The organism is Pseudomonas sp. BN411, from assembly GCF_029871235.1.
In the GTDB taxonomy this organism is placed as follows: domain Bacteria; phylum Pseudomonadota; class Gammaproteobacteria; order Pseudomonadales; family Pseudomonadaceae; genus Metapseudomonas.
On the sequence record NZ_SSOM01000073.1, the window covers coordinates 242,932 to 259,180 of the forward strand.

At 65.9% G+C, this 16,249-nt stretch carries 14 protein-coding genes; 5 read left to right on the forward strand and 9 right to left on the reverse strand.

Annotated features, from left to right (window positions below):
• Positions 1 to 8: 8 nt before the first annotated feature.
• From E8F06_RS19185 to E8F06_RS19200, 4 genes are all read right to left on the reverse strand, one after another.
• Positions 9 to 455, reverse strand: a complete 447-nt coding sequence (locus tag E8F06_RS19185; protein WP_280370628.1) for an NfeD family protein — start codon at positions 453 to 455, stop codon at positions 9 to 11.
• Positions 456 to 459: 4 nt separating this feature from the next.
• The gene (locus E8F06_RS19190) at positions 460 to 1,380 is read right to left on the reverse strand and encodes an SPFH domain-containing protein (RefSeq protein WP_280355321.1); all 921 of its coding nucleotides are present in this window, start codon (positions 1,378 to 1,380) and stop codon (positions 460 to 462) included.
• Positions 1,381 to 1,447: 67 nt separating this feature from the next.
• Positions 1,448 to 3,232, reverse strand: coding sequence for a GspE/PulE family protein (locus E8F06_RS19195; protein WP_280370082.1), 1,785 nt, complete (start codon positions 3,230 to 3,232; stop codon positions 1,448 to 1,450).
• A gap of 103 nt (positions 3,233 to 3,335) precedes the next feature.
• Positions 3,336 to 3,650, reverse strand: a complete 315-nt coding sequence (locus E8F06_RS19200; RefSeq protein WP_280370084.1) for a hypothetical protein — start codon at positions 3,648 to 3,650, stop codon at positions 3,336 to 3,338.
• Between the two features lie 126 nt (positions 3,651 to 3,776).
• Here E8F06_RS19200 and E8F06_RS19205 point away from each other — a divergent pair, with 126 nt between their 5' ends.
• Positions 3,777 to 4,244 carry an Lrp/AsnC family transcriptional regulator gene (locus E8F06_RS19205; RefSeq protein ID WP_280370086.1) on the forward strand — a complete coding sequence of 156 codons (468 nt, stop codon included), beginning with the start codon at positions 3,777 to 3,779 and terminating at the stop codon, positions 4,242 to 4,244.
• A 140-nt stretch (positions 4,245 to 4,384) separates the two neighbouring features.
• Here the strand turns inward: E8F06_RS19205 and E8F06_RS19210 are convergent, their stop codons facing one another.
• On the reverse strand, positions 4,385 to 5,062 hold the full coding sequence (locus E8F06_RS19210; RefSeq protein ID WP_280370088.1) for a DUF502 domain-containing protein: 678 nt from the start codon (positions 5,060 to 5,062) through the stop codon (positions 4,385 to 4,387).
• Between the two features lie 18 nt (positions 5,063 to 5,080).
• A complete protein-coding gene (locus tag E8F06_RS19215; RefSeq protein ID WP_280370090.1) occupies positions 5,081 to 6,445 on the reverse strand; it encodes an inorganic triphosphatase in 1,365 nt (454 codons plus the stop codon).
• A gap of 138 nt (positions 6,446 to 6,583) precedes the next feature.
• Between E8F06_RS19215 and argE the strand changes: the two genes are divergently transcribed.
• Together argE and argA are read left to right on the forward strand one after the other, a co-directional pair.
• Complete coding sequence (argE, locus tag E8F06_RS19220; RefSeq protein WP_280370092.1) at positions 6,584 to 7,741, forward strand: acetylornithine deacetylase; 1,158 nt, start codon at positions 6,584 to 6,586, stop codon at positions 7,739 to 7,741.
• Between the two features lie 116 nt (positions 7,742 to 7,857).
• A complete protein-coding gene (gene argA, locus E8F06_RS19225; RefSeq protein ID WP_280370094.1) occupies positions 7,858 to 9,156 on the forward strand; it encodes an amino-acid N-acetyltransferase in 1,299 nt (432 codons plus the stop codon).
• A 155-nt stretch (positions 9,157 to 9,311) separates the two neighbouring features.
• Here the strand turns inward: argA and gshA are convergent, their stop codons facing one another.
• From gshA to E8F06_RS19240, 3 genes are all read right to left on the reverse strand, one after another.
• Complete coding sequence (gshA, locus tag E8F06_RS19230; protein ID WP_280370096.1) at positions 9,312 to 10,898, reverse strand: glutamate--cysteine ligase; 1,587 nt, start codon at positions 10,896 to 10,898, stop codon at positions 9,312 to 9,314.
• Between the two features lie 150 nt (positions 10,899 to 11,048).
• A complete protein-coding gene (locus tag E8F06_RS19235) occupies positions 11,049 to 11,432 on the reverse strand; it encodes a PaaI family thioesterase (RefSeq protein WP_280370098.1) in 384 nt (127 codons plus the stop codon).
• A gap of 2 nt (positions 11,433 to 11,434) precedes the next feature.
• Positions 11,435 to 13,747, reverse strand: coding sequence for a Tex family protein (locus E8F06_RS19240; protein ID WP_280370100.1), 2,313 nt, complete (start codon positions 13,745 to 13,747; stop codon positions 11,435 to 11,437).
• A 220-nt stretch (positions 13,748 to 13,967) separates the two neighbouring features.
• On the opposite strand from E8F06_RS19240, the gene ompR reads away from it, so the two are divergent.
• Together ompR and E8F06_RS19250 are read left to right on the forward strand one after the other, a co-directional pair.
• Complete coding sequence (gene ompR, locus E8F06_RS19245) at positions 13,968 to 14,699, forward strand: two-component system response regulator OmpR (RefSeq protein WP_120654036.1); 732 nt, start codon at positions 13,968 to 13,970, stop codon at positions 14,697 to 14,699.
• A gap of 43 nt (positions 14,700 to 14,742) precedes the next feature.
• Positions 14,743 to 16,056: an ATP-binding protein gene (locus E8F06_RS19250; protein ID WP_280370630.1), complete on the forward strand. Its 1,314-nt coding sequence runs from the start codon at positions 14,743 to 14,745 to the stop codon at positions 16,054 to 16,056.
• The last annotated feature ends 193 nt before the right edge of the window (positions 16,057 to 16,249 follow it).

A 16,249-nucleotide genomic window follows, 5' to 3' on the forward strand; every position in this document is an offset into this window, starting at 1 on the left:
CGGGATGATCAGACGGGTTCAACCTTGAGTAGCACGCCGTCCTGGCCGACGACACGCACCTGGCTACCGGCGGGCAGGTCTGGTCCGGACACCAGCCAGACGGAGTCGCCGGCGCGGATCTTGCCGCGACCGCCGCTGATGGCTTCATGCAAGGCGAATTCGCGGCCCACGAACTCATAGCCGCGCCGGTTCAGGCCGGGTTGGTCGGAGACTTTCGCGGCGCTGCGCTGGCGACGCCACCAGAGCACGGCGGTGAGGATGGAGAGGATGCCGAACAGCAGGAACTGGACGGCCCAGTGCAGCTCCGGGGCGATGAAGGTGATGACCCCGACGCCGGCCGCAGCCACGCCGATCCACAGCAGGTAGCCGCCGGCGCCGAAGACTTCGAGGATCAGCAGCAGGGTACCGAGGGCCAACCAGTCCCAGTAGGTCAGGTGCTGGAGGTAGTTCCACATCATTTCAGCCCTTCTTGCCGTCGAAGGTGGCGCGGACGATTTCGCCGATGCCGCCCACGGCGCCGATCACCTGGCTGGCTTCCAGCGGCATCAGCACCACCTTGCTGTTGTTGGCGCTGGCCAACTTGCCCAGTGCCTCCACGTATTTCTGTGCGACGAAGTAGTTCACCGCCTGCACGTTGCCGTTGGCGATGGCTTCGGACACCACGCGGGTCGCCTCGGCTTCGGCCTGGGCGGCACGCTCGCGGGCCTCGGCTTCAAGGAAGGCGGCGGTACGCTCGCCTTCGGCCTTGAGGATCTGCGCCTGCTTCTCACCCTCGGCAGTGAGGATTTCCGCCTGGCGCCGGCCTTCGGCTTCGAGGACCTGGGCGCGCTTCAGGCGCTCGGCTTTCATCTGGCTCGCCATGGCTTCCACCAGGTCGGCCGGCGGCGTGATGTCCTTGATCTCGATACGGGTGACCTTGATGCCCCAGGGCGCGGTGGCTTCATCCACGGTGCGCAGCAGGCGCTCGTTGATCGCATCGCGCTGGCTGAGCATGGCGTCCAGCTCCATGGAGCCGAGCACGGTGCGGATGTTGGTCATCACCAGGTTGCGGATGGCGTGCTCCAGGTCGTTGACCTCGTAGGCCGCCTGGGCGGTGTTGATCACCTGGAAGAAGCACACGGCGTCGATGGTGACGATGGCGTTGTCGGCGCTGATGGCTTCCTGCGGGGGAATGTCCAGCACGCTTTCCATGACGTTGATCTTGCGGCCGATGCGGTCCATGACCGGCACGATGATGTTGAGGCCCGGTTTGAGCGTGTTGGTGTAGCGGCCGAAGCGCTCTACCGTCCACTCGAAGCCTTGCGGCACGACCTTGAAGCCCATGAAGACGATGGCGATCGCCAGGGCGACGAAGAGGATGACGACACTGCCGATTTCCATGGGATGTGCTCCTTTTGCTGGCTGTATCTCGGTGACTGGGGCCCCTCCGCCCCAGCCGCCAAGCATTTCATTTCTGCTCGCTTTGTGGCGTGACCCGCAGCACTTCTTCGATGGTCGTCAGGCCCGAGGCGACCTTTTGCGCGCCGGACAGGCGCAGGCTACGCATGCCTTCCTTGAAGGCTGCGCGGCGCAGGGCGATGAGATCGGTATCGGCGGTGATCAGCGGTTTGATGCCGTCGGACAGCAGCATGATCTCGTAGACCCCGGCGCGACCGCGGTAGCCGGTGTCGCGGCATTCGAGGCAGCCGACGGCATGGTGGGCGCCGGTGGGCAGCGGTGCGCTCCAGGGTTTGGTCAGGCCGGCCCAGTCGTCCTCGCGAAGCTCCATCGGCGCCTTGCAGTGCGGGCACAGGGTGCGCACCAGGCGCTGGGCCATGACCCCGAGCAGGGTGGCGCGCAGCAGGTAGTAGGGCACGCCCAGTTCCAACAGGCGGGTGATGGCGCTGGGGGCGTCGTTGGTGTGCAGGGTGGAGAGCACCAGGTGGCCGGTCAGCGCGGCCTGGATGGCCATTTCGGCGGTTTCCAGGTCGCGGATCTCGCCGACCATGATGATGTCCGGGTCCTGGCGCATCAGCGCGCGCACGCCGCTGGCGAAGGTCAGGTCGATGTTGTGCTGCACCTGCATCTGGTTGAAGGCGCCCTCGATCATCTCGATGGGGTCTTCGATGGTGCAGACGTTCACCTCGCTGGTGGCCAGCTGCTTGAGCGTGGTGTAGAGCGTGGTGGTCTTGCCCGAGCCGGTGGGGCCGGTGACCAGGATGATGCCGTTGGGCTGGTTGGTCATGCTCTGCCAGCGGCGCAGGTCGTCCTGGGAGAAGCCGAGCTGGTCGAAACTCTTCAGCAGCACTTCGGGGTCGAAGATCCGCATCACCATCTTCTCGCCAAAGGCGGTGGGCAGCGTCGACAGGCGCAGTTCCACCTCGCCGCCGTCCGGGGTCTTGGTCTTGACCCGGCCGTCCTGGGGTTTGCGCTTTTCCGCCACGTTCATGCGGCCGAGGCTCTTCAGGCGGCTGACCACCGCCATCGTCACCTGCGGCGGGAATTGATAGACGGTGTGCAGTACGCCGTCGATACGGAAGCGCACGGTGCCCTGCTCGCGACGCGGTTCGATGTGGATATCACTGGCGCGTTGCTGGTAGGCGTACTGGAACAGCCAGTCGACGATGTTGACGATGTGCGCGTCGTTGGCGTCCGGCTCCTGCTCGTTGGAGCCGAGCTTGAGCAACTGCTCGAAGTTGCCGACGCCGCTGATCTTCTGGTCCACCGCACTGGCGCCGCTGACGGACTTGGCCAGGCGATAGAACTCCAGGGTGAACTTCTGGATGTCCCCCGGGTTGGCCACCACACGCTTGATCGGGCGCTTGAGCACGTGGGTAAGGTTGCTTTCCCAGCTCTGCACGAAGGGCTGGGCGCTGGCGATGGTCACCGCCTCGCTATCGACAGCCACGGCGAGGATCTTGTGGCGTTGGGCGAAGGCGTAGGACATCAACGGGGTGATGGCGGCAACGTCGATCTTCAGCGGGTCGATGCGCAGGTAGGGCTGGCCGGCAAGTTCGGCCAGCCAGTGGCTGAGGGTTTCCAGGTCCAGCTTCTTGCCGGGACGCTTGAGGTCGTCCACCTGCTGGCTGGCAAGAAACTCCAGGGGATGCTGCTGGTTGTTCACCGCGCTACGGCGAATGGCCAGGCAGTGTTCGGCCTGGTCCTGGCTCAGGCGGCCCTGGGCCACCAGTTCGCGCATCAGGTCGTTGAGGTCCAGCCAACGATCCTGGGCGGGTGAGGCAAAGGCGGACATGCATGCTCCTCGGTCACGCTGCTCAGTCTGGAAGAGTAGTCAATCGCTCTTCTCACGGGACGGCAAGCATGCCCGAATCGCAGGTTTTCGACTAAGTGCTGGATCAAGGAACGGCAGCGTGCTCCAGCTCCACCGAGAACACGCTGACCAGCGAGCGCATCTTCTGCGCAATGACTTCGGCCCGGTGTGGGGTCAGCCCCGGCTGGCGCAGTTGCACCAGCAGGTTGTCGCCGAGCCGGTTCACTTCCAGCCAGTGCGGCACCAGCTGCAGCTGGGAGAAGAAGGCGAGCAGGCGACCGAGGATGTCCGCTTCCGCCTCGGCGATGATGGCGAACTGCATCTCGCGGGCCTGAAACTGGGTGGCGCGCGGGTGCCAGTGGTCTTCGCGGGTGGCGGGAGCGGTCTGCAGGCTGAGCATGGGGGATTCCTCGGTTTGGACGCCGATAGTTTTCCAGCCTGGAGCGGGATTTTTCTGCCTGAATTGCGCTGATGGGCAGATTCTTTGGATAGACTTTCCTGAAATCGATCAGAGTCGGGAATTTTTATGTCCGTCACCCTGGATAGCTACGACAAGCGCATCCTCGACCTGCTGCAGGAGGATGCGAGCCTGTCCACCGCCGAGATCGCCGAACGGGTGGGACTGTCCCAATCGCCCTGCTGGCGGCGTATCCAGCGCCTGAAGGACGAGGGTGTGATCCGCCGTCAGGTCACCCTGCTGGACCGGCGCAAGGTGGGCCTCAATGCGCAGATCTTCGCCCAGGTGAAACTCAACGCCCACGGCCGCTCCAACCTCACCGAGTTCGCCGAGGCCATGCGCCAGTTTCCCGAGGTGCTGGAGTGCCATGTGCTGATGGGGGCGGTGGATTTCATGCTGCGCATCGTCACCCGCGACATCGAGGCCTACGAGCGCTTCTTCTTCGAGAAGCTGTCGCTGGTGCCGGGGATACAGGAGGTGAACTCCATCGTCGCGCTGTCGGAGATCAAGTCCACGACCAGCCTGCATATCGAGTAGCGCGTCTGTAGGGGCGATTTCAATCGCCAAGGGCAGTGCAGCTGCCCCAAGAAATTGTAGGAGCTAGCTTGCTAGCGAAAAGGAGCCATTCGCTGGCAAGCCAGCTCCTACGGGCAATGCAGTCACCTGCAAATTCGCCCCTACACGAGAGCCTCAGGAGGCCTTGGCTCCTTCGCCAGCTTCCCGGCCTGGTGCGGCGGCGTGAGGCCCATGGACAGGTAGATGCTGGTCAGCCCGTCCACGCCCATCTCCGCCGGACGTACCCACTCCACCGGCACGTAGATCAGGCCGCCGCCCACTGGAATGGGCGCGGTGGGGACGAGGATGGCGCAGTAGGGGCGGCCGTCCAGTTCGAAGGTTTCCGGATTCGGGCGCAAGGCCAGCACCGCAGCGCCGTTGCCGCCGAACAGGCACCACACCGGGCTCATGGCGGCGATGTCGGCGTTCTGGCTGCGGTCCAGCAGGCCGACGAAGCGATCTGCCAGCCCGTACAGGCTGCCGATCAGCGGCGCGCGGCGCAGGGTCATGTCCAGCAGCCAGACCAGCGGCCGGCGCAGGCCGAGCTGCACCGCCAGGCCCAGGGGATACAGGCTGCCCAGCAGCACCAGGGTGCCGACCAGATACGCCAGCACCGGGTTACTCGCAAAGGGCTGGCCGAGGGCGCCGAGGAGCTGGCCGATCACCGTGGATGGCCCCACCAGCCGGTTCAGCAGGCTTACCAGCCAGGCCAGCAGGGCCAGGGTCAGTACCAGTGGCAACAGGGCCAGCAGGCCGGTCAGCCAGGTGGTGACCACGGAGCGGAAGCTTTGCTTGAGCATGGTGGGGCCTCTACCGCCTTAGCGGGTCAGCGCCTTCCAGCTGCGCAGGCTGATCAGGGCTTGAGCCTGCTCGCTGCGGGCTGCCAGTACTTCCGCGTCCAGCGGCTGGGCGGCCAGTTCGGCGAACTTGGACAGCTCACCGTAGGCGCGGTCGACTTCCGGCACTTCCAGCACCTGGCGCGCCAGACGCAGCCAGACCAGCAGGCGCTCGATGCGCGGCAGCTGCTCGGACAGGTCCTCGGGCTGGCGCTTGTAGCGATCCAGCTTGAGGGCTTCGCCTTCTTCGCTTAGCAGGCGCGGCAGCCAGTTGCCCAGCACGGCCTTGCCCTGGCGATTGCCACGCTCATTGCGTTCGACGGTCCAGGCGCGGCTCAGCAGCCAGCGGGAAGCATTGAGGGAGAACAGGCCCCAGCGGGTGCCGGCGAGTTCTTCGGCGAACTGCTGTGGTGCGGCGTGGCGTACGGTTTCGTCCAGTTCACCGGCCTGCACGCGCGGGCGCCAGTCGTTGAGCAGGGCGTCCAGGACCTCGCGCAGGTCATGGCTGCTGGCGCGTGGGGCGGCCTGGCCGAGGCTGCCGATCAGGGCGCGCAGGTCGATGAGTTGCTGCAGCCAGTCCACCAGCAGCTTCCAGTGTCCGTTGAAGCGGTATTGCTCGGCCAGGCGCTGGCTGCTGCCCAGCAGGTGCCAGGCGAGGGCGGCGAAGGCGTCGTCCAGCGGCAGTTCGGCCGACAGGGCCGGCACCGGCAGGCTGAGGTGGTAGCTGTTGGCGTCATGGAGGCGATAGCCGCGCTCGGCCTTGCTGATGTCGCAGGGCATCAGCGGCAGATCGGCGGCGAGCTCGGCGGCCAGTTCCAGCAGGGCTTCAGGTTCGCCCTGGCGCAGTTCCAGTTCCAGTTCGCAGATGTCTTCTTCCAGCTTGCCGGCGATTACCTTGCCCTGGTCCAGGGCGGCCTCGATCACCACTTTGGCCTTGCCGCGGCCCCAGGCGATCTCGGCGCGGTCACGGTGGAAGTCGGTGGTGAAGATGGGCTTGAGCTGCTTCTTGTCCAGTTCGGCGAGGCTGGCGGGCCAGCAGTCGTCGGTGAGTTTCTTCGGGTCCAGCTTGGCCTTGTCCAGGTACCAGTCCCACTCATTGCGCTCGGACAGCCCGGCCACGCTCTGGCCACGGGTCTTGAGGGTCTGGATGAACTGCTCGCCGTCGCGGCGCAGGCGCAGGGCCACGCGGGCCTGGGCCAGATCGCGGTCGGGCGTGTCGAAGTACTGGTTGAAGAGTTCGCGGCGTTCCCAGCCGGACTTGTTGCGCTTCTTCAGCAGCGGGTGGTCGCGCAGGGCTTCCAGGGTCTCGCGGCTGGCGCGAAGCTTGATTTCGGTCTCTTTGTTCATCGCCGGGGTCTTCGGACGCAGCCAGGGGGTGGCTGCCAAGGCGGTGAAGTTTACAGGACGGGCGGACCCCGTGCCGCAGCGGTTTCACCCTGTGCAACCTTGGGCCTATGATGATCGCTCGTCCGTGGAGGCCCCCCGATGTCCGTTCCAGACCTGAAATCCCAGTTCGCCGCGCTGATTGCCACCCCCTCGGTGAGCTGTACCCAGCCCAGTTGGGACCAGTCGAACCAGGCAGTGATCGAATTGCTGGCCGCCTGGCTTGGTGATCTCGGTTTCCGTTGCGAGATCCAGCAGGTCTCGCCGGGCAAGGCCAACTTGCTGGCGACCTACGGCACGGGCCCCGGCGGCCTGGTGCTGGCCGGCCATAGCGACACGGTGCCTTTCGACGCCGCCCTGTGGAAAACCGACCCGCTCAAGCTGAGTGAAGTCAGCAACCGCTGGTACGGCCTGGGCAGCTGCGACATGAAGGGCTTCTTCCCCCTGGTCATCGAGGCCGTGCGTGGCCTGCTGGACCAGCGGTTCCAGCAGCCGCTGATCATCCTCGCCACCTGTGACGAGGAAAGCTCCATGGCCGGTGCCCGCGCGCTGGCGGAGGCCGGCAGGCCCCTGGGTCGCGCGGCGGTGATTGGCGAGCCGACGGGGCTGAAGCCCATCCGCCTGCATAAGGGGGTGATGATGGAGCGCATCGACATCCTCGGGCAGAGCGGCCACTCCTCGGACCCCAGCCTGGGCCACAGCGCCCTGGAAGCCATGCATGCGGTGATGAGCGACCTGATCGCCTTGCGTGGCGAATGGCAGCAGGAATTCCGCAATCCGCAGTTCACTGTGCCCCAGCCCACGCTGAACCTCGGCTGCATCCACGGTGGCGACAACCCCAACCGCATCTGCGGCCAGTGCAGCCTGGAATTCGACCTGCGCCCGCTGCCGGGAATGAACCCGGACACCCTGCGTGCGGTGATCCGCCAGCGCCTGCGTCCGGTGGCCGAGCACTACCAGGTGAAGATCGACTTCAAGCCGCTGTTCCCGGCAGTGCCGCCCTTCGAGCAGTCGCCGGAAAGTGATCTGGTGCGCCTGGCCGAACGTCTTACCGGCCATACCGCGCAGTCGGTGGCCTTCGGCACCGAAGCACCGTATCTTCAGCAGCTCGGTTGCGAGACCGTGGTGCTCGGCCCCGGCGACATCGCCTGCGCCCACCAGCCGGACGAGCATCTCGAACTGTCACGGATCGAGCCTACCGTTGCGCTATTGCGCCAGCTCATCCAGCATTACTGCCTTCAATCCGCCACCAAGTCCTGACCAGGAGGGTTTCCGTTGATGCTCATGCGACGACGATAACGCGCCGCCTCACTTTCATTCCCGGACAAGCCGGGGATCGCACTCGTCAATTCGCTCTACGACAGGCTCACGGAACCATGCCCGACTACGTCAACTGGCTGCGCCACGCTACCCCATACATCAACTCCCACCGGGACTGCACCTTCGTGGTGATGCTGCCCGGCGAGGGCGTTGCTCACCCGAACTTCGGCAATATCGTCCACGACCTGGTGCTGCTGCACAGCATGGGCGTGCGCCTGGTGCTGGTGCACGGCTCGCGCCCGCAGATCGAGGCGCGCCTGGCCGCGCGCGGCCTGACCCCGCACTTCCACCGCGACCTGCGGATCACCGACGGCCCTACGCTGGAATGCGTGATCGATGCCGTGGGTCAGCTGCGCATTGCCATCGAGGCACGTCTGTCCATGGATATCGCCGCCTCGCCCATGCAGGGTTCGCGGCTGCGGGTGAGCACCGGCAACTTCGTCACCGCACGCCCGATCGGCGTCGTTGACGGCATCGACTACCACCACACCGGCGAAGTGCGCCGGGTGGACCGCAAGGGCATCGGCCGCCTGCTGGACGAGCGCACCATCGTGCTGTTGTCGCCGCTCGGCTACTCGCCCACCGGGGAAATCTTCAACCTCGCCTGCGAGGACGTGGCCACCCGCGTCGCCATCGACCTGGGGGCAGACAAGCTGATCCTGTTCGGCGCCGAGCGCGGCCTGATCGATGAATCCGGCAAGTTGGTGCGCGAGCTGCGTCCACAGCAGGTACCGCCGCACCTGGCGCGCCTCGGCAACAATTACCAGGCCGAGCTGCTCGACGCCGCTGCCCAGGCCTGCCGCGCGGGGGTCAAGCGCAGCCACATGGTCAGCTATGCCGAGGACGGTTCGCTGCTCACCGAGCTGTTCACCCGCGATGGCGGCGGCACCCTGGTTGACCAGGAACAGTTCGAATCCCTGCGCGAAGCCACCATCGATGATGTCGGCGGCCTGATCGACCTGATCACCCCGCTGGAGGACCAGGGCATTCTGGTGCGCCGTTCGCGGGAGGTGCTGGAGCGGGAGATCGAGCAGTTCACCATCGTCGAGCGCGATGGCCTGATCATCGCCTGCGCGGCGCTCTATCCCATCGCCGACTCCGACTCCGGCGAGCTGGCCTGCCTGGCGGTGAATCCGGAATACCGCCACGGCGGTCGTGGCGATGAGCTGTTGGAGCGCATCGAGGAGCGCGCCCGCGCCCTGGGCCTGAAGACCCTCTACGTCCTCACCACCCGCACCGCCCACTGGTTCCGCGAGCGCGGCTTCCAGCCCAGCGGCGTTGAGCGCCTGCCGGTCGCGCGGGCGTCGCTGTACAACTTCCAGCGCAATTCGCAGGTCTTCGAGAAGGCGCTCTGAACCCCGAGCTCCTCGCCCCATCGGGCGAGGACTTCTTTTCTGTGGGGGCGATTTCAATCGCTGAGCAGGTCGTAGACCTGCACTTGGAAGTTGCAGGAGGCAGCGGAGCTGCCCTTAGCGAATGAAATCGCCCCCACAAGTTTTCCCCAGCGCGATCAATTGCTGATCAGGCCCAGGATGCTCGCCTGGTAGGCGGCGACGAAGGTGTCGAAATCCACTTCCGGCTCGGCTTCCAGGCGCGCCTGTTCGTCCAGAGACTGGCGGGCCATGTTCTCGAAGCGGTCCTGGTCCTCGGCGTCGAGCGGCTGGCTGCGGAAGTAGTCGGCATGCTGGCGGCTCTGGCGCAGGGAGAACTGGCTGAAGCTTTCGCCGCGCTCGCGCATTTCGGCCAGCACCCGCGCCGACGGGGTCAGCTCCGGGTTGGCGACCTTGGCACGCTGGGCGGCCAGCGCCTCGGCGTGTTCCTGGCCACCCTGGGCGGCGTCCAGCAGCTCGGCGGTGCGGGCGATGCGGTCGAGCAGCTCATTGGCCCATTCGGTCAGGCTGGTGGTATGGCCGTGGCGCTGCAGTTGCAGGCCGGGACGGCGTCCTTCCTTGACCACGCGCTGGAAGTTGTCGGTGGCGCTGCGGCATTCCTCGCCGGCCATCGGCGGGCTGTCCTGCAGGGCGCAGAACAGCAGGAAGGCATCGAGGAAGCGCGCTTCGGTGAGGTCGATGCCCAGCGGCAGGAAGGGGTTGATGTCGAGGCAACGCACTTCCACGTACTGCACGCCACGGGCCATCAGCGCCTGGATCGGGCGTTCGCCGGTGTAGGTGACACGCTTGGGGCGGATCGACGAGTAGTACTCGTTCTCGATCTGGATGACGTTGGTGTTCAGCTGCACCCATTCGCCGTCCTGCTTGGTGCCGATCTCGGCGTAGGGCGGGTAGGGCGTGGACACCGCCTGGCGCAGGCTTCCGAGGTAGCTGTCGAGGCTGTTGTAGCAGGGGGTGAGGCCGGCCTGGGCGTTGTTCTGGTAGCCCAGGTCGCTCATCCGCAGGCTGGTGGCGTAGGGCAGGTACAGGGTGTCGGCGTCCAGGCTGTCGAGGTCATGCGGACGGCCGCGCAGGAAGCTCTTGTCCAGTGCCGGGGCGGCACCGAACAGGTACATCAGCAGCCAGCTGTAGCGGCGGAAGTTGCGAATCATCGCGATGTAGCGCGCGGACTGGTACTCGCGGTCGCTCTGCGGGTCGCCTTCGGCCTGCTTGAGCAGCGGCCAGAGCGCGTCGGGCAGGGAATAGTTGTAGTGGATGCCGGCAATGCACTGCATGGTCTTGCCGTAACGCACGGCCAGGCCCTTGCGGTAGACGTACTTCAGGCGGCCGATGGGCGAGGTGCCGTAGCGGGCGATCGGGATGTCTTCTTCCGACGGCAGCCGGCAAGGCATGGACGGGCTCCAGAGCAGTTCGTCGCCGAGCTTGTCCACGGTGAAGCGATGGATCTTCTCCAGGTCCGCCAGGGTCTGCGCCGGATCGGCCTCGGCCGGAGTGATGAACTCCAGCAGCGATTCGGAATAGTCCGTGGTGATCTGCGCATGGGTCAGGGCCGAGCCCAGGGCAGGGGAGTGTGGCGTCAGCGCCAGTTGGCCATTGCCGTCGACCCGCAGGCATTCACGCTCGATGCCGTGCAGGCACTGGGTGAGCAGGGGCAGGTTGGCGCGCTCGCCGAGCAAGGCCAGGCGGCGGGAAAGAAGATCGCTCAATTTGGAATCCTTCACGCGTCGGTCGCCCCAATATGGGGGTGGACCTAGCTGTCTACAAGAGGCGGACTTGGCCGCCGGCCGAAATACTTTTCCAGCCGGCGGTTCGCGTTGTCGCTTCGTCCAGAATAGAGCCTTGCCACCACCCCGCGGTTACAGCTGAGCGAAGGTGCCTTGTCCCTTGGCGACCAGCTTGTCGCCCTGCAGCACGTCGGCCTCCACCACCAGCGTGCGTTTGCCGGCATGCAGCACCCGCGCCTTGCAGATCACCTCGCCCTCCGCCACCGGGCGGATGTAGTTGATCTTGCATTCCAGCGTGGCGCTGCGCCGGTCGAAGCCGTGGGTGCTGGTACAGGCCAGCCCCATGGTGATGTCCAGCAGCGAAAAAATCGCCCCGCCATGCATGACCTGGCCACGGTTGCGCAGGTGCTCGTCCATGACCAGGCGCGCCTCGGCAATGCCATCGCCGAGGCTCAGCGGCTCGATACCCAGCAGCTTGCTGTAGGCGCTGGTGGTTTGCTGGTCGGTGAAGTCCATCGTCACTTCTTCTTGATCTGCTTGGCGTTGGCGAACAGCGAGGCCATGGCGCCGGTCGCCGGCGGAGCGCTGTTGCGCGGGGCGCTCTGCTGCTGGCGCGGCTGGCCGCCCTGGCGACCGCCGCCGCGCGGACCTTCGACCTTCTCGCCAGGGGTGTCGCTCATGCGCATGGACAGGCCGACGCGGTTACGCGGGATGTCCACTTCCATGACCTTCACGCGGACGATGTCGCCGGCCTTGACCACTTCGTACGGGTCCTTGACGAACTTCTCCGACAGCGCGGAGATGTGCACCAGGCCGTCCTGGTGGACGCCGATGTCGACGAAGGCGCCGAAGTTGGTGACGTTGGTCACCACGCCTTCCAGCGTCATGCCGGGTTTGAGGTCCTTCAGGCTCTCGACGCCTTCCTGGAACTCGGCGGTCTTGAACTCGGGACGCGGGTCGCGGCCGGGCTTGTCCAGTTCCTTGAGGATGTCGGTGACGGTGGGCAGGCCGAAGGTCTCGTCGGTGAACTTGGCCGGGTCCAGGCGCTTGAGGAAGCCGGAGTCGCCGACCAGCGAGCGGATGTCGCGGCCGGTATCGGCGGCGATGCGCTGCACCAGCGGATAGGTTTCCGGGTGCACGGCGGAGGCGTCCAGCGGGTTGTCGCCGTTCATCACGCGGAGGAAGCCGGCGGCCTGCTCGAAGGTCTTTTCGCCCAGGCGGCTGACTTTCTTCAGCTCGTCGCGGGTCTTGAAGGCGCCGTTGGCGTCACGGTAGCTGACGATGTTCTGCGCCAGGGTGGCGTTGAGGCCGGAGATGCGGGCCAGCAGGGCTGCGGAGGCGGTGTTCACGTCCACGCCCACGGCGTTCACGCAGTCCTCGACCACGGCGTCCAGGCTGCGCGCCAGCTGAAGCTGGGACACGTCGTGCTGGTACTGGCCGACGCCGATGGATTTCGGGTCGATCTTCACCAGCTCGGCCAGCGGGTCCTGCAGGCGGCGGGCGATGGACACAGCGCCACGCAGGGAAACGTCCAGGTCCGGGAACTCCTTCGCCGCCAGCTCGGAAGCGGAGTACACCGATGCGCCGGCCTCGCTGACCATGATCTTGGTCATCTTCAGGGCCGGGTATTTCTTGATCAGCTCGATGGCCAGCTTGTCCGTCTCGCGGCTGGCGGTGCCGTTGCCGATGGCGATCAGGTCGACGCTGTGCTTGGCGCAGAGCTTGCCGAGGATGGCCAGGGTCTCGTCCCACTTGTTGTGCGGCACGTGGGGGTAGACGGTGGCGGTGTCCAGCAGCTTGCCGGTGGCATCGACCACGGCGACCTTGCAGCCGGTGCGCAGGCCCGGGTCGAGGCCCAGGGTGGCGCGCGGGCCGGCCGGCGCGGCCAGCAGCAGGTCGTGCAGGTTGCGGGCGAAGACGTTGATGGCTTCGCCTTCGGCGGCTTCGCGCAGCTCGCCCAGCAGGTCGGTTTCCAGGTGGGTGTAGAGCTTGACCTTCCAGGTCCAGCGCACCACTTCGGACAGCCACTTGTCGGCGGCGCGGCCCTGGTTGGCGATGCCGAAGCGCTCTCCGATCATCACTTCGCACGGATGCATGGTGCCCGGCAGCTCTTCGCCGACCTTCAGGGCGATGCTCAGCACGCCTTCGTTGCGGCCACGGAAGATCGCCAGGGCACGGTGCGAGGGCACGCCCTTGAGGTTTTCGTCGTGTTCGAAGTAGTCGCTGAACTTGGCGCCTTCCTGTTCCTTGCCGGCAACCAGGCGGGCGCTGAGGGTGGCGCCGTCCTTGAGGAAGCCGCGCAGGCTGGCCAGCAGGGTGGCGTCTTCGGCGAAGCGCTCCATGAGGATGTACTTGGCGCCTTCGAGCACGGCCTTGATGTCGGCAAAGCCCTTTTCAGCGTCGATGAAACGCTCGGCTTCGGCTTCCGGAGCCAGGGACGGATCGTTGAACAGCGCGTCGGCCAGTTCGCCGAGACCGGCCTCCAGGGCGATCTGGCCCTTGGTGCGGCGCTTCTGCTTATAGGGCAGGTAGAGGTCTTCGAGGCGGGTCTTGGTGTCGGCGAGCTTGATCTCGCGTTCCAGTTCCGGCGTCAGTTTGCCCTGCTCGGTGATGCTGGCGAGGATCGCGCCGCGGCGATCTTCCATTTCGCGCAGGTAGCGCAGGCGTTCTTCCAGGGTACGCAGCTGGGTATCGTCGAGGCTGCCGGTGACTTCTTTCCGGTAACGGGCGATGAAGGGGACGGTAGATCCCTCGTCCAGCAGTTCCACGGCGGCGGCGACCTGTTGCGGGCGCACGCCCAGTTCTTCAGCGATGCGGTTGTTGATATCCATTGAAAACACCTGCATGGGCGGTAGCCCGGGTCGGGTCACGGCGGCTACCGCAGAAAAACAGACCGGCGAGCCAGGGCTCGCCGGTGATGAAAGGCGCCGCATTATAAACACCCAGTTTCGAAGGGTAGGAAACCGTTCGGGGAAAAATCTGCTAACAATGGGCAAGCCGCTACGCGCTGCCGGCAGGCGATAATGCGCGGCTTGCACAACAGGAGAAAACATGAGCAGCAACCCGACCGCTGAAGGCGAAAAGATCCTCATAGTCGATGACGACGCCCGTCTGCGGCGCCTTCTCGAGCGCTTCCTCGACGAGCAGGGCTTTCGCGTGCGCGCCGTGGAGAACGTCGAGCAGATGGATCGCCTGCTGGCTCGCGAACTCTTCAACCTGGTGGTGCTGGACCTGATGCTCCCCGGCGAGGACGGCCTGTCGGCCTGCCGCCGCCTGCGCGCGTCCAACAACCAGGTGCCGATCATCATGCTCACCGCCAAGGGCGACGAGACCAGCCGTATCCAGGGCCTGGAACTGGGCGCTGACGACTACCTGGCCAAGCCCTTCAACCCCCGCGAGCTGCTGGCGCGGATCAAGGCCGTGCTGCGCCGCCAGGCACCGCAGGTACCGGGCGCCCCGGCCAGCGAGGACGAGAGTGTCAGCTTCGGTGAGTACGAGCTGTCCCTGGCCACCCGCGAGCTGAAGAAAGGCGACGACGTGCAGATGCTCACCACCGGTGAGTTCGCCGTACTCAAGGCGCTGGTCCAGCACGCCCGCGAGCCGCTGACCCGCGACAAACTGATGAACCTGGCCCGTGGCCGCGAGTGGGACGCCCTGGAGCGCTCCATCGACGTGCAGATTTCCCGTCTGCGCCGGCTGATCGAACCGGACCCTTCCAAGCCGCGCTATATCCAGACCGTCTGGGGCGTGGGCTACGTGTTCGTACCCGATGGCAACAAGTGAACGTGCGGCGGGGGTTCCCGCCGCCGGGCAACCCAGGGTGGTGATGCGCACCCCCTACTGGTTCCCACAGAGCTTCTTCTCCCGCACCCTTTGGCTGGTGCTCATCGTCGTCCTGTTTTCCAAGGCGCTGACCCTGGTCTACCTGATGATGAACGAGGACGTGCTGGTGGACCGCCAGTACAGCCACGGCGCCGCGTTGACCCTGCGTGCCTACTGGGCGGCGAGTGAAGAAGAGCGTCACGACCTGGCCAAGGCTGCCGGGCTCAAGCGCGTCACCCGCGACGCCGTGCCCGCCAGTGAACAGCACTGGCCCTACAGCGAAATCTTCCAGCGCCAGATGCAGGCCGAGCTCGGCCCCGGCACCGAAGTGCGTCTGCGCGCCCAGAGCCCGCCGGCGCTCTGGGTCCACGCCCCGGAGCTGGGCCCGGACTGGGTGCGCATCCCGCTTTATCCACACCCCCTGCGCGGCCAGCGTATCTGGAGCGTGCTCGGCTGGTTCCTCGGCATCGGCCTGCTCTCCACCGCCGCCGCCTGGATCTTCGTGCGCCAGCTCAACGCGCCGCTCAAGCGCCTGGTCTTCGCCGCCCGCCAGGTCGGCCAGGGCCGCAGCGTGCGTCTGCCGGTGAGCGACACGCCGAGTGAGATGGCCGAGGTGTACCGCGCCTTCAACCAGATGGCCGAAGACGTCGAACGTGGCGCCCGCGAGCGCGAGCTGATGCTGGCGGGCGTTTCCCATGACCTGCGCACGCCGCTGACGCGCCTGCGCCTGTCCCTGGAACTGATGTGTAACGACTCCGAGCTGACCGAAGACATGGTCCGCGACATCGAGGACATGGACGCCATCCTCGACCAGTTCCTCGCCTTCATCCGTGATGGCCGCGACGAGCGGGTGGAAGAGCTGGACCTGGGCGAGTTGGTGCGCGAAGTGGTCGCGCCCTACAACCAGCAGGACGAACAGGTGCGCCTGTGCCTGGAACCGCTACCGCTGTTCCCGTTACGGCGGGTATCGATCAAGCGCCTGCTGGTGAACCTGATCGAGAACGCGCTGCGATATGGCGGCAATGGTGTCGAGGTTGCAGCCTTCCTCGCGGGCGACAACGCTGCGCCCTACGTGGTGCTGAGCGTGCTGGACCGGGGCCAGGGCATCGATCCGTCGGAGCTGCAGGACATCTTCAACCCCTTCATCCGTGGTGACCGCGCCCGTGGCGGCAAGGGCACTGGCCTGGGGCTCGCCATCGTGAAACGCATCGCCGCGCAGCACGGCGGCAGCGTCGAACTGCGCAATCGCTCCGGTGGTGGCCTTGAAGCCAGGGTCTGCCTGCCGTTGGGGCTCATGCTCCCCCGCGACGCTGTGTAGGTTCCTACGAAAAAGGGCCTGCGCTTTGGCCATGCGTCGTTGAAATCGGCTCGGCCTGCTCATTGACAGTCGTCAACTCCGCGGCCTCGCCGATTTCCGCCTAGCCTGACCATCGCTCGGCGCGTTTTCATACGGAACGGGATTCCGCGAGCGCCCTATTGGGCGCTTCGTTTCCTGAAATACCTTCGGTCCC

Excerpts from the sequence above, each read along its gene's own strand:
- E8F06_RS19185 (WP_280370628.1), bottom strand. The coding sequence starts at position 455 with ATGTGGAACTACCTCCAGCACCTGACCTACTGGGACTGGTTGGCCCTC.
- E8F06_RS19190 (WP_280355321.1), bottom strand. The coding sequence starts at position 1,380 with ATGGAAATCGGCAGTGTCGTCATCCTCTTCGTCGCCCTGGCGATCGCC.
- E8F06_RS19195 (WP_280370082.1), bottom strand. The coding sequence starts at position 3,232 with ATGTCCGCCTTTGCCTCACCCGCCCAGGATCGTTGGCTGGACCTCAAC.
- E8F06_RS19200 (WP_280370084.1), bottom strand. The coding sequence starts at position 3,650 with ATGCTCAGCCTGCAGACCGCTCCCGCCACCCGCGAAGACCACTGGCAC.
- E8F06_RS19205 (WP_280370086.1), top strand. The coding sequence starts at position 3,777 with ATGTCCGTCACCCTGGATAGCTACGACAAGCGCATCCTCGACCTGCTG.
- E8F06_RS19210 (WP_280370088.1), bottom strand. The coding sequence starts at position 5,062 with ATGCTCAAGCAAAGCTTCCGCTCCGTGGTCACCACCTGGCTGACCGGC.
- E8F06_RS19215 (WP_280370090.1), bottom strand. The coding sequence starts at position 6,445 with ATGAACAAAGAGACCGAAATCAAGCTTCGCGCCAGCCGCGAGACCCTG.
- argE (WP_280370092.1), top strand. The coding sequence starts at position 6,584 with ATGTCCGTTCCAGACCTGAAATCCCAGTTCGCCGCGCTGATTGCCACC.
- argA (WP_280370094.1), top strand. The coding sequence starts at position 7,858 with ATGCCCGACTACGTCAACTGGCTGCGCCACGCTACCCCATACATCAAC.
- E8F06_RS19235 (WP_280370098.1), bottom strand. The coding sequence starts at position 11,432 with ATGGACTTCACCGACCAGCAAACCACCAGCGCCTACAGCAAGCTGCTG.
- E8F06_RS19240 (WP_280370100.1), bottom strand. The coding sequence starts at position 13,747 with ATGGATATCAACAACCGCATCGCTGAAGAACTGGGCGTGCGCCCGCAA.
- ompR (WP_120654036.1), top strand. The coding sequence starts at position 13,968 with ATGAGCAGCAACCCGACCGCTGAAGGCGAAAAGATCCTCATAGTCGAT.
- E8F06_RS19250 (WP_280370630.1), top strand. The coding sequence starts at position 14,743 with ATGCGCACCCCCTACTGGTTCCCACAGAGCTTCTTCTCCCGCACCCTT.